Below are 13,142 nucleotides of genomic sequence, written 5' to 3'. Positions count from 1 at the left end.
TTTCCCATTAGACAGTCCTTATTGAAAAAAGTTACAGAATTCCCTGCATATTTTTAACAACACTTCGAAAAGCCTTGCCTAATTCCTCGGGCGATCGAGCGTTTTCCCCGCCGCCTTGGACAAAGCCGGCGTTGCCTCCGCCTTTTCCTCCCGTCAGTGCCAGCAATTCCTTCAGCACTTCCCGGACGTCCCCTTCCGCTTCCGCGCCTTTTGCACAGACGAACCTCATGCCCGAAGCGTCCTGTACCAGAAACAGCAAATAGGCTTTCGGAAAATCAGCGGCCACAAACCTAGCCAATTGCTGGACTTCTTTGACAGAACGTGAGGTGAATTCTTTTTCAATCACTCCATCCCCGTCCGGCCGGAACGCCGCCGCTTCTGCCTGGAGCAATTTCGACTGCATTTCCTTCAGCTCTTTTTCAAGCGCCGCTTTTTCGCCCAGCACCGCTTCTGCCGCTGCCGGCAATTCCTGCAAAGGGGCATTCAACAGGCCGACCAGCTTGTCCGACACGCGGATAAGCTCACGGAAATAGCTGGCCGTCCGGCCGCCGCAGAGAAAATAAACCCGGGTCCCGCCTTTCGATCTTTCCGTGCTGATAATTTTGATCTCTCCGATGTCTGCGGTATTTCCAGGATGCGTCCCGCCGCAGGCATTCAAATCGACCTCCCCGATCTTCACCAAGCGGATCTCTCCGCTTACAGCAGGCGGCTTGCGCAAAGGCATCGCTTTCGCCTGAGCGTCGCTGACCCATTGCACTGTGATCGGCAGATGCCGGCGGACCACTCCATTAGCCGCACCTTCTGCCGCTTGCAGGATTTCCTGAGAAATTTCCGGCGCATCCAAATCGATGGACACCCGTTCCGCCCCCAAATGGAAACTGCTGGTCTTCAATCCGTATCCGTCATCGAAAACAGCGCTCAGCACATGCTGGCCCGCATGCTGCTGCATGTGGTCCCAACGGCGCTGCCAGTCAAGCGCCGCCCGGTAGCCGCCCGCCTCGACCCTTTCACAGGTATAATGCCGGATTTCATCTTCAACAGTCTGCACGTCGAACACGCGTACTGTGCCGATCGTACCGGTGTCTGCCGGCTGTCCGCCTCCTTCCGGGTAAAAGGGCGTCTTGTCCAGCACAGCATAGTCGCCCCGGCTGTCCTTTCCGGTTTGGATCACTTCAATTTCCGCTTCTTTCATTTCAGGATCTTCGTAATATAATTTCAAGGTCATCAATGATCGTTCCTTTCGGTTTTTTGGCCCCTTGCTTCGGTGTTTACCAACTTCTTTTTAGTGGAAATGAATACCGACAGGACTTTTAGGAGGAATAAGCATGCCGAGATTTGATCGTTCCATTCTATTGTATAACGGCACTGCGGGAGCGTCCACGAGCGGCACCATCATCCCTTTGGCAGTTCCGGCGCTCGCACGCGCCTCCAAGCATTTGGAGCTGATCCAAACGGACTCCCAGGAAGAGTTTGAAGAAGCCTGCCGCTCTTCTTGCGACGCCCTTTTTGTAGCAGGCGGAGACGGCACCGTCCATACAGCCGTCCAGGCATTGAGCAGCCTGGACAACCCGCCGGTCCTCGGCATCTTGCCAAGCGGCACCTGCAACGATTTCGCCCGCACATTGAACATCCCGCTGCTCCTTGAAGAAGCGGCCGAAGCGCTTGTTGAAGGCGAGATCCAGGCAATCGACACTGCTCTTATCAATGACGGTTCGTTTTTGAACTTTGCTGGCATCGGCCTGATTACCGACGCTTCGCTCAACATCGACCCCGACCTGAAAGAACGCTACGGCAAACTGAGCTATTTTATGAGCGCTTTGCAGTCGATGCGGCAATCTGCTCCATTTTCCGTGGACTTGGAAGTGGACGGCATCCACTATGCCGAAAAAGGCGAAGCTGTGCTGATCATGAACGGCAAATCGATTGGCACGCATATGCTGCCGATGGAGGAAATCAGCCCGTCTGACGGCCTGCTGGATGTGTTCATCATCCAGGCAGCGACACTCGCCGCTATCCGTGAATGGTTCTCGCTCAGCCGGCCGAATATAACGCCGGATGACCTGGAATACATCACTCATTACCAAGGGAAAAATATCAAAATCCGGACGGAAAATGAGATGCAGGTGGATACCGATGGCGAAGTCTATCTGACGACCCCCCTGGATATCCGCATCCAACCGAAACAGCTGATGATGCTGGTGCCGCGTCCTGCGGCCGACACTCTCCCGGAATGAAAAAAAAGGATGAGCGGGTTGCGCTCATCTTTTTTGTGCCTTCTCTTGAGTTGCTTTTATTCTTCAGCCGGCCAGTCCGGAAGCATGCGGTTCAGCTTTTTATCGCTGCGTTTTCCAAGGACGTATTCCGCCTGCATGATGGTATGGATTTCACGCGTGCCTTCATAGATGACTGGCGCTTTGGAATTCCGCAGAAAACGGGCGACCGGATATTCATCCGAATAGCCGTAAGCTCCGTGGATCTGCACCGCATCGTCTGCCGCTTTGTTGGCAAAGTCGCACGCCTGCCATTTCGCCAGTGAGGTTTCACGGGTGTTGCGTATCCCTTTGTTTTTCATTTCTCCTGCGCGATAGACTAGCAGGCGGCTCATCTGATAGCCGGCTTCCATATTGGCGATCATTTGCTGGACCAGCTGATGGTCGCCGATCGGCTTGCCGAACGTCGATCGTGCGTGGCAATACTTCACGCTTTCTTCCAGGCAAGCCATGAGCAGGCCGACTGCCCCGGCCGCTACGGTGAAGCGCCCGTTATCGAGCGAAGCCATGGCAATCTTAAAGCCTTCCCCTTCTTCGCCCAATAGATTTTCCGCCGGAATCCGCAAATCGTCGAAAAACAGTTCGCCCGTGTTTCCGGAACGGATGCCGTATTTGCCCTTGATCGCTTTTGAGGAAAACCCTTCCCGCGTCCGTTCGACGATAAATGCGCTGATGCCGTTATGCTTTTGCGCTTTATCGGTATAGGCGAAGACGATGAAGTGGTCCGCCACGTCACACAGCGAAATCCAGGTCTTCTGCCCGTTCAGGATGTATTCATCGCCATCCCGTACAGCGGTTGTCGACAGTGCCGCTACGTCGGACCCGGCCCCAGGCTCCGTCAACCCGAAAGCGCCGATCTTCTCGCCTTTTGCCTGGGGAATCAAATATTTCTGTTTCTGGTCTTCTGTCCCCCATTGCAGAAGCGTCATCGAATTCAGGCCGGTGTGGACGGAAACCGCTGTGCGGAAAGCCGTATCGCCGCGTTCCAGTTCTTCGCAGACAATCGCTAGGGAATTATAGTCCATGCCGCTGCCTCCGTATTTCTCCGGAATGCAGACCCCCATCAGCCCGAGGTCTTTCAGCCGCTGCCAGATTGCCGGATCAAATGCCCCCCCGGCGTCCCAGTCGGCAATATGCGGCACAATTTCATCATCGACAAATTGGCGCACGGTTTTTCTGAGCAATTCCTGTTCTTGTGAAAATCCGAAATCCATTCGTATTCCCCCTCGTTTTCGAAGCTTCAGTTTTGATAAACAGAACGGTGCACGGTTTCTTCGATCATCACTCCGCGCTTCGCCATTTCCTGGATATAGACATCCCCCGGAACAATGAGTTCCGGCGGATAGGAGCCCCGTTTACTGATGGTCCCGTTGCCGATCAGTTGGGCGACGACCGAAATCGTATACGCGGTCGCCCTCGCCATCGCCGTTACGCCCGCATCTTCTCGCAGCGTAATCATATTGTACTCGTAAGTCAGCGCTTCTCCATTTTTCATTCCGGAGACGCGGACCCGCAGCAGGACGGCATCCTGTTTTTCGCCAAGCGCGGTTATCGGCGCCAGCACTTGACGCAGGACATCCCGAAGCCTGATTTCCATGCCATTGACCGTTACGGTTTTTTCACGGTCGGTGAATCCGAGATCGACAAGCAGCCTGAATTTTTCTGCATGCCCTTTATAGCGGACAGTCTTGTACTCGAGCGTTTCCACATCGCTGAACGTATCGATCAGCGTCGATGTGCCGCCGGACGTATGGAAAGCCTCCAGTTCGCCGAAGCCTTCAAATTCCACGTGCTCGATTTCAGACAATGACTCGACCTCGACTTCCCGGCCTTTCCGTATGACATGCGATGGGTCGCTGTAATGGTCGAACACGCCTTCTAAGGAAAACACATGATTGTATTCGAGCGGAGGCTCCGGTTCTACGGGAATGCCGCCGACGAATATGCGGATGTCCTGGACGCGGTCCAGCTTTCCTGCGCCATACCCCGCCAGAATATTCATCATTCCGGGTGCGACCCCCAAATCCGGAATGAGCGTCACCCCTTTTTCTTCCGCCTGCTCGTGGAGCGATAAGACCGCATCCGTTGCCCCGCCGATATGGCCACCCAGATCGACAGCATGAACGCCGCATTGAAGCGCAGTCCGCGCCACTTTTTCATTGAAGGTGTAGAACAGCGCATTGACCACCACATCGGCTTTTGAAATGACCGCTGCGAGCGCTTCGTCATCGTTGGCATCAAGCTGCAGCACATGCAGCTTGCCGCTCCCCAATTGTTCTTTAAACAATTCGGCCTGCGCGACATGGAGATCCGCCAAGAAGACTGCTTCCACCTTCGGATTTTCCACCAAATCACCGGCTGCCTGCTTTCCCATCAATCCTGCTCCCAATACCGCTACTCTCATCCTCCTCGCCCCTTTCCCTTCAATTGTCGTTATCGATTTGCGCACGCTGCAGCTTGCCGCTGTAGTCGACGTAGATGCTTTTCCATTCCGTAAAGACATCGAGCGCCGCAACGCCTGAATCCCGGTGGCCGTTTCCGGTCCCTTTGGTCCCGCCGAACGGCAGATGGATTTCCGCCCCTGTAGTGCCGGCATTGATATAGACGATGCCCGTATCCAGGTCGCGCTGCGCCTTGAACACCCGGTTGACATCCTGGGTATAGATGGAGCTCGATAAACCATAGATAACGCTGTTATTGACTTCAATCGCCTCTTCAAAGCTTCCGACTTCAATCATGGAAACGACCGGACCGAAAATTTCCTCTTGCGCAATCCTCATATCCGGCGCCACTTCTGAGAACACTGTCGGTGCGTAATAGTTCCCTTTATCGTAAGGGGCTTCTGACAGGATGGTGCCCCCAGTGAGGAGTGTTGCCCCCTCCTGCTGGCCGATTTCAATATACGAGTGGATCTTCTCCAACGCTTTCTTATTGATGACCGGGCCCACCTTGACCGACTCGTCGAGCCCATCCCCGATGGTCAGTGTTCCGATTTTTTCAAGGAGGCGCTTTTGCAGATCCTCTTTGACGTCCTTATGGACAATGACGCGGCTGCAGGCAGTGCAGCGCTGCCCGGCCGTCCCGTACGCGCTCCAGAGAATCCCTTCGACGGCAAGGTCCAAATCCGCATCTTCCATAACGATCACGGCGTTTTTCCCGCCCATTTCAAGGGATACTTTTTTCAGGTTGCGCCCACAGGCTTCCGCCACTTTGCGCCCCGTCTCCGTTGAGCCCGTAAATGAAATGACCCGGATATCAGGGTGTTCAATCATTGCAGTCCCGACTTCCGATCCGCTGCCGAAGACAATATTGGCGACGCCTTCAGGCAGCCCGACCTCATCAAAGATTTTAGCCATTTCATATGCCATCATCGGCGTCTCGGTCGCCGGTTTCCACAGGAATGCATTTCCCGCCACAATCGCCGGGAAGGATTTCCACGTAGCGATGGCCACCGGGAAATTCCAGGGCGTGATAAGCCCAACGACTCCAATCGGCGAACGGACGCTCATGGCGAATTTATCGGCAAGCTCCGAGGGGGTCGTCTCTCCGAACAGCCGGCGGCCTTCGCCTGCCATGTAATAAGCCATATCGATCCCTTCCTGGACTTCCCCCCGTCCTTCTTCAATCACTTTGCCCATTTCCTTGGTCAACACCTGGGCCAGATGCTCTTTCCGTTCTTTCATCAGACGCCCGATTTCGTATAAATAATCCGCCCGTTTGGGAGCAGGGACTTTCGCCCATTTTTTTTGTGCTGCTTTTGCGGCCTTTACGGCGGCTCCGACATCTTCTGCTGTCGACAGCTGCACTTGTGCCAATTCTTCCCCATTAGCCGGATTCAGTACGGGAGCAAATTCAACTCCTGCAGCGTCCTGCCACTCCCCGTTCACATAATTGGTCAATTTCAATTTGAATCCCTCCTATGTATTTTTTGAAAGCGCTATCAATCCCATTATTTCACAGCTCTTTGTAAACTGCCACCCCCTCAAATGTAAAATTAAGAATTTTCTTTCTATAATAATTGTGAGTGAATAGACCCGTTTTAGAAAATGCGTTCCCCTGTCTCTTTGTGAACAATGTGCCATTTCAGAGATTTTCTTTTTATTCTATTGACACTCACGGTTCGTAATAGTCTAATCTAAAGGTAGAGGTGATGATAATCGTGTACAAAGTACAGGAAGTAGCAAAGATTGCAGGAGTCAGTGTCCGCACACTCCACCATTACGACAGCATCGGGTTGCTGAAACCCTCAAATATCGGAGCCAACCGTTACCGTTATTACAACGGCGAAGATTTGAAGTTGCTCCAGCAGATCCTATTCTTGAAAGAACTCGGATTTCCGCTGAAAAAAATCCAGGAAGTCGTTGCGCACGGCTTTGATTCGAATTTTGCACTGACACAACACATTGAACTTCTTCGCCAGAAGAAAGCGCGCTTGGAACAATTGATCGAAAACGCCGAGCAGACGCTGCTTGAAAACGCCGGCGCACTTTCGCTTACAAATGAAGAACGTTTTGCTGCGTTCTCCATCAAAAATTCCGCCGACAACATCAATCTGTACAAGGTGGAAATTCCGGAACTGACCCAAGAAGAACCGATTACACAAGAAGCAGCAGAAACAAAAGAACCGGAGCTGGTTGAAGCGCTTGTCCAGGCAACAGCCTCTGCATCAGAGACCGCTGGCGGCCCTTCGTTTACAGCTGAAGATCCTGCGGAAGCGGCCGTTTACGAAGAAGCGCCAGCTGCGGAAGAAAAGCCGGAAAAAGAAGAAGAAGATCTGGAAGAGATCAACCGTGAAGGCAACCGCATTTATTCGGCGGTCGCTTCCCTCATGCACCTGCCAGCCGATAACGCTGACGTGCAGGTTGAAATGCAGGCCTATTATACGCTGCTCAACCGCTTCTATGACTGCACGCCGAGAATGTTCCGCGGACTCGCTGACCTTTACGCATCAGACCAGCGTTTTGCAAACAATATCGATCAGCATGGAAAGGGGCTTTCCCAATACCTGAAAGAAGCGATGTACATATACGCCGCCGGGCTTCAGGATGCGTGAGCTCATCGGACCTTGCAGCAATTGCGACAAAGACGTTTATTGCCGCGACGGGTTTTTGGACGGCACTTATATCGACGGTGAACTATTCTGCTTCGACTGTGCAGAAAAAGAGGAAACGGCGCAAAAGTAACCCTTTTGCGTTTTTTTCTATATCCACTTGGTAAATAAAGGATGTTCTATCAACATTGAAATGAGTGACGCAGATATGTCTTTGCAACAAAGAATCTTCTTATTCGGCGCGTTTTTCATCTCCACCGCCATGGTGGTCGCCGGCCTTCTCTTTTACATGACAATTTCGGATGCCATCGAGGAACAGGTCGGAAAACGGGCGTTGAACATTGCGGTGACCTCCTCTGAACGGCCCGATATCCAGGCAGGCTTCTCAACTCCGAATCCTGCGGCAGCCCTTCAGCCGATTGCTGAAGAGATCCGCAAGCAGACCGGCGCTGAATACGTCGTCATCGGCAATAAAGACGGGATCCGCTATTCGCATCCGATGGCCGACCGGCTCGGCAAAAAGATGGTCGGCGACGATAATGAACGAGCGCTTGTCCAAGGGTTGTCCTATATTTCAGAAGCCACCGGCTCCCTCGGCCCTGCCCTGCGCGGCAAGGCCCCCATACGCGATGAAGCCGGCGCAATCGTTGGGGTGATTTCCGTCGGATTTCTGAAAGCAGATATGGCATCCGTCTTCCATGAATACTTGGATTCCATCAGCGCTATCGTTTTCATCGCCATTGTGATCGGTTTATTCGGTTCGATGGTGTTGGCGCATAACATCAAGAAGACATTATTCGGGCTTGAGCCGACAGAGATCGCCAATCTTTATAACGAGCGGAACGCCTTGATCGAATCCGTCCGGGAAGGCATCATTATGGTCAACAAGACCGGAGAGGTCACGATGGCGAATGCTGCGGCCTATGACATGCTGGCCTTGCCGAAAGGCAGCCGGCTTATCGGAAAAGCCATTGATGATGTGCTGCCGAACACGCTGCTGCCCCAAGTCCTTGAGACAGGCGAGCCTCAACTGGACCGGCCGATGAATTTCCTCGGTAAGAAGACGATCGTCAACCGCATCCCGATTTTGATGGGCGATGAGATTGTCGGCGCTGTATCAAGTTTCCGCCTTCAATCGGATATCGAAGGGCTCAGGAGCGAACTTTCTCAGGTCAGGCAGTATGCTGAAGCCTTGCGTGCACAGACCCATGAACACCAGAATTCCCTGTATACCATTTCAGGATTGATCCAGTTGAATTCCCTCGAAGAGGCGATGCAATTGATCCATCATGAAACCGAGGAACAGCAGTCGCTCGTGCATTTCGTTACGACGCGGCTGAAAGATGCGTTTCTTGGCGGTCTGGTCATCGGGCTCTACAACCGGACGCGGGAACTGAAAGTGCGTTTTCTCCTGGACGAAGACAGCTATTTGGACGAACTTCCGGAGCAATTCGAAAAAAGCCTGTTTGTATCGATCCTCGGAAATTTGGTGGCCAACGCCTTAGAAGCCGTCGAACACTTGCCGGAAGAAGAACGGATTGTGCGCTTGTTGATTGCCGATAACGGCAATGAGATACTGATTGAAGTGGAAGATTCGGGTTCCGGATTGGACCCTGCGATCCTGCCGGTTCTCTTTAAAGAACGGATTTCCACGAAGCCGGGTGACGACCGCGGCTACGGCATGGTCAAGGTCTTTGAAAGCGTGCGCGACCTTCACGGCGAAATCGCGATGGAGACGGGCGACCTCGGCGGAGCGCTGTTCATCATTTCCATAAAGACGGAGGAATTATAAATGATTGAAATTCTTATCATTGAAGACGATAAGCGCATAGCGGATATCCACAAGCGGTTCATTGAAAAAATCGATGGCTTCCAAGTGGTGGGCTCTGCCCATAACGGCGCAGAAGGGAAAGACTGGATCGAGGCACTGAAACCGCAGCTGATTCTGCTGGACGTCTACCTGCCGGATATGAAAGGCACCGACCTTCTTCCATTCATTCAAAAGGAAAGCCCGGACTCCGACATCATTTTTATTACCGCGGCGTCGGAAACCGAGATCGTGAAAAAAGCGTTCCGCAGCGGTGTCGCGGATTATATCCTCAAACCGCTGACTTTCGGCCGCTTCCAGGAAAGCCTGCTGGCGTACCAGGAAAAAAAGCGGGCGCTTGAAAAAGACGGGTCGCTGGACGAAGTGGCCATCCAACGGCTTTGGAATATGGACCGGCGAAATTCCCCCGAAGCCGCAGAGACGCCAAAAGGCATCGATCCGAACACCATGTCCCGCATCCGGGACCGGCTCACCGGCTCGCCTGAAGGAATGACTGCGGAAGAAATGGGAGCCGCTTGTGGAATGAGCCGATCGACAGCGAGGCGCTACCTGGAACATCTGGTCACCGAGCATCTGGCAATTGCGGAATTGCTGTACGGCACAATCGGCAGGCCGGAAAGGCGCTACTTCCCCCAGCGGTGAACTTTATGAACAAAATTAATAAATTGAACAATATCCCCCTTATCTCCAAAAACTTTAATTGAATAAAAGTTCTGATAAATTAAAGACAGCGCATGAAAGCGCTGTCTTTAATTATTTCAAAGGGGGATGTTCATATGTTGAAAAAAATGATTTCGTTGTCATTGGCAGGTGTCATGGCGTTCAGCTTGGCCGCTTGTTCATCAGGCGGAGAAACAGCAGCAGACAAGGAAGCAGGTTCTAATTATCCTGAACGCGGCATCGCGATCGTTGCTCCATCAGGCGCTGGCGGAGGATGGGATTTAACCGCACGTTCAATCGCGAAAACGATGAACGGCACAAAACTGATTGAAGAACCGATCACTGTGGAAAATAAACCCGGCGGCGGCGGTGCTGTTTTCATGGCAGAGTACGCTACCAAAGAAGTGGATAACGATTATATGATGATGGTGAAATCACCACCGATCTTGATCAATAGCAACAAAGCTGAAGGCAATAGCCCTTACGGCTATAAAGACACTACCCCGCTTGCCCAATTGACGCGCGATTACGGTGCAATTGTCGTCAAAGCGGATTCGGAATTCCAGACATTGGAAGACCTATTGGAAGCAATCAAGGCTGATCCGACAGCCATTACGTTGGCAGGCGGCTCTGCACCTGGATCGATGGACCATCTTGTCGGCATCCTGCCTGCTTTTGAATACGGCATCGATGCGAAATCCGTAAAATACGTTTCTTATGACGGCGGCGGCGAAGCAGTCGCAGCACTTCTTGGAAGCAATGCAGATGTCATCGCCACGGATGCTTCAACTATTGCTGAGTATGTAAAATCCGGCGATGTCCGTGTCCTTGCAGTCAGCTCGCCTGAGCGCCTTGAAGGCGAATTGAGCGAAGTCCCTACTTTCAAGGATTCCGGAATTGATGCAGAATTCACGATCTGGCGCGGAATCTTCGGACCAAAGAACATGTCTGAAGGCGCGAAAACATACTGGACTGAAAAGCTGGAAGAAATGTCGAATACCGATGAATGGAAAAAAGAACTTGAGCAAAACGGCTGGCAGAGCGAATACAAAAATGCCGCTGATTTTGAAGAATATTTGAAAAACCAGGAGCAAGTCATCGTTGAATTGTTGACTGCACTTGAAATGCAAAAATAATGGGCAAGCGGCTTCGGCCGCTTTCTCCATTTAAGGAGTGGAATTTATGAGCAAAACATTTGACCGCTTTGCGGGAATCGCCTTTCTCTTGATCGGGCTTCTTTTTGTTCTCGAAAGCCGAAAAATCTCTGAAAGTTCTTATGGATCTTCTGTCGGCCCGGATATTTTTCCGATCGGCCTCGGCATCCTGTTGATTTTGCTGAGCATGCGGCTATTGTATGAAACCTTCCGCTATCAGGCGGTTGACGGCAATTCCGAAGGAGTGCAGTACGGCAAATTCCTGGTGATCTTCATCGGCGCAGTCCTTTACGCAGCGCTTCTTGAACCGCTGGGGTATGTCATCACCACTTTCGCTTTCCTGCTTCTTGCTTTTCAAACGATGGAACGCGGCAAGTGGATTCAGTCCCTTGTGATTGCCGGCGCATTTTCATTCGGCGTCTATTACTTATTTGCGGAATTCCTCGGCGGTTCATTGCCTGGATTCCCGGTATTTTAACAGGAAAGGCGGAATATCATGAGTACTTTACAATTCTTGATGGATGGCTTCAGCGTCGCCTTCCAATGGCAGAATATCCTTTTCGCTTTTGTCGGTGTCTTGATCGGAACGGCAGTCGGCGTACTGCCGGGCATCGGTCCGATGAGCGGTGTAGCCCTGCTGATCCCGGTTACGGCCACGCTCACAGCGGGGTTGCCGCCAGAAGCGGCTGCCGCGAGTTCGATCATCCTGCTGGCCGGCGTCTATTACGGGGCCATGTACGGCGGTTCCACCACCTCGATTTTGCTGAACACTCCAGGTGAATCCTCTTCAGTCGTAACGACGCTCGACGGCTATCAGATGGCGCGGCAAGGCCGTGCCGGCGCAGCGCTTTCGATTGCAGCAATCGGATCGTTCGCAGCCGGGATCATTTCCCTGATCGGCCTCGTCCTTCTGGCGAAGCCGTTGTCGAATATCGCACTCGAGTTCGGCCCTGCCGAATATTTCGCATTGATGCTCCTTGGACTGGCCGCTGTAAGCGGGCTTGCAGGAAAATCGATGACCAAGGCATTGATGATGACCGTTTTCGGTTTGATGCTCGGCACAATCGGCATTGATGCCGTTTCAGGCATTGCCCGCTTTACTTACGACTTGCCTATCCTTTATTCCGGCCTTGAATTTTTGACCATTGCCGTCGGGCTTTTCGCCCTTGGCGAGGTTTTCAAAACGGTGCTTGAACGCGACCATGAAACAGGATCGATTGCCAAGATCGGCCGCATCCTGCCAACCAGGCAGGATATGAAAGACAGCACCGCACCGATTTTGCGCGGTTCATTCCTAGGGTTCTTCATCGGTGTCTTGCCGGGTGCCGGCGCCACTTTGGCTTCGTTTTTCTCCTATATTGCCGAGAAGAAATTCAGCAAGACCCCTGAAAAATTCGGAACCGGCGCCATTGCCGGCGTAGCGGGACCGGAATCGGCGAATAACGCTGCTTCCGGCGGGGCATTGATCCCCCTCCTGACGCTCGGCATCCCGGGTTCCGGGACAACTGCAATCTTGATGGGCGCGCTCATCATGTACAACATCCAGCCAGGCCCGCTGCTTTTTGACGACCATCCCGAAGTGGCCTGGGGGCTGATTGCAAGTATGTTCGTCGGAAACTTGATGCTTTTGGTGCTGAACATGCCGCTCGTCAAAGTGTTCGCTAAAATCATCCAGACGCCTAAGAAATACTTGCTGCCGATCATCATCGCCATTTCTTTCTTCGGTGTTTACGCAGTGCAGTACACAACGTTCGACCTGTTCCTTCTGCTTGGCTGCGGCGTGCTCGGCTACCTGCTTGTCCGGAACGATTTCCCGGTGGCACCGCTCGTATTGGCGCTTGTGCTTGGGCCGATGATCGAGAACAACATGCGCCGTGCATTGACCATCTCGAACGGCGATTTCTCCATCTTCGTCACCAAACCGATTTCCCTGGCTCTTTTGATCGTTGCCGCTGCTTGGCTGCTTGTGCCGCTGCTGCTGAAATTCAAAGGACGCGCCATCATTGTGAACGAAGAAGATTAAGCGCAATAGAAAGCATGTGAAAAAGCCGTCCTCAAAAGGACGGCTTTTAGACTGTAGAGAAAGTTTAATTATGATGAATTGAGATGTATAAGCCCGACCGGGCTGGCCACTTCGCTTTCCGTGGGCTCGGCTTCAGCCGCTTCCCTCGCTTCGCTCA

At 52.6% G+C, this 13,142-nt stretch carries 11 protein-coding genes; 7 read left to right on the top strand and 4 right to left on the bottom strand.

Annotated features, from left to right (window positions below):
- Positions 1 to 31 precede the first annotated feature (31 nt).
- Entirely contained in the window at positions 32 to 1,225 is a 1,194-nt protein-coding gene (locus tag ACTL32_RS00055; protein WP_441339554.1) for an alanyl-tRNA editing protein, read from the bottom strand.
- A gap of 100 nt (positions 1,226 to 1,325) precedes the next feature.
- Here ACTL32_RS00055 and ACTL32_RS00050 point away from each other — a divergent pair, with 100 nt between their 5' ends.
- A complete protein-coding gene (locus tag ACTL32_RS00050; RefSeq protein WP_441339553.1) occupies positions 1,326 to 2,234 on the top strand; it encodes a diacylglycerol/lipid kinase family protein in 909 nt (302 codons plus the stop codon).
- 56 nt (positions 2,235 to 2,290) lie between these two features.
- Here ACTL32_RS00050 and ACTL32_RS00045 read toward each other — a convergent pair whose 3' ends face one another.
- Genes ACTL32_RS00045 through ACTL32_RS00035 form a run of 3 tightly spaced genes read right to left on the bottom strand, consistent with a single transcriptional unit; the run spans position 2,291 to position 6,175 of the window.
- A complete protein-coding gene (locus ACTL32_RS00045) occupies positions 2,291 to 3,484 on the bottom strand; it encodes an acyl-CoA dehydrogenase family protein (RefSeq protein ID WP_441339552.1) in 1,194 nt (397 codons plus the stop codon).
- Positions 3,485 to 3,510: 26 nt separating this feature from the next.
- On the bottom strand, positions 3,511 to 4,674 hold the full coding sequence (locus tag ACTL32_RS00040; RefSeq protein WP_441339551.1) for a saccharopine dehydrogenase family protein: 1,164 nt from the start codon (positions 4,672 to 4,674) through the stop codon (positions 3,511 to 3,513).
- A gap of 19 nt (positions 4,675 to 4,693) precedes the next feature.
- A complete protein-coding gene (locus ACTL32_RS00035) occupies positions 4,694 to 6,175 on the bottom strand; it encodes an aldehyde dehydrogenase family protein (RefSeq protein WP_441339550.1) in 1,482 nt (493 codons plus the stop codon).
- A gap of 254 nt (positions 6,176 to 6,429) precedes the next feature.
- Between ACTL32_RS00035 and ACTL32_RS00030 the strand changes: the two genes are divergently transcribed.
- The 6 genes from ACTL32_RS00030 (at position 6,430) to ACTL32_RS00005 (ending at position 12,985) form a co-directional block, all read left to right on the top strand.
- A complete protein-coding gene (locus ACTL32_RS00030; RefSeq protein WP_441339549.1) occupies positions 6,430 to 7,323 on the top strand; it encodes a MerR family transcriptional regulator in 894 nt (297 codons plus the stop codon).
- Positions 7,324 to 7,528: 205 nt separating this feature from the next.
- A complete protein-coding gene (locus ACTL32_RS00025) occupies positions 7,529 to 9,112 on the top strand; it encodes an ATP-binding protein (RefSeq protein WP_441339548.1) in 1,584 nt (527 codons plus the stop codon).
- The gene (locus ACTL32_RS00020; RefSeq protein WP_441339547.1) at positions 9,113 to 9,790 is read left to right on the top strand and encodes a response regulator; all 678 of its coding nucleotides are present in this window, start codon (positions 9,113 to 9,115) and stop codon (positions 9,788 to 9,790) included.
- 134 nt (positions 9,791 to 9,924) lie between these two features.
- Positions 9,925 to 10,944 (top strand): Bug family tripartite tricarboxylate transporter substrate binding protein, encoded by a 1,020-nt coding sequence (locus tag ACTL32_RS00015; protein ID WP_441339546.1) that lies wholly within the window; start codon positions 9,925 to 9,927, stop codon positions 10,942 to 10,944.
- A gap of 46 nt (positions 10,945 to 10,990) precedes the next feature.
- Entirely contained in the window at positions 10,991 to 11,440 is a 450-nt protein-coding gene (locus tag ACTL32_RS00010; RefSeq protein WP_204893508.1) for a tripartite tricarboxylate transporter TctB family protein, read from the top strand.
- Between the two features lie 18 nt (positions 11,441 to 11,458).
- The gene (locus tag ACTL32_RS00005; RefSeq protein WP_441339545.1) at positions 11,459 to 12,985 is read left to right on the top strand and encodes a tripartite tricarboxylate transporter permease; all 1,527 of its coding nucleotides are present in this window, start codon (positions 11,459 to 11,461) and stop codon (positions 12,983 to 12,985) included.
- Positions 12,986 to 13,142 lie beyond the last annotated feature (157 nt).

It is taken from the genome of Planococcus sp. FY231025 (genome assembly GCF_052078085.1).
Classification (GTDB): Bacteria; Bacillota; Bacilli; order Bacillales_A; family Planococcaceae; genus Planococcus.
Note: the sequence above shows the minus strand (reverse complement) of the source record. Positions and strands in the feature narration are given on the sequence as shown.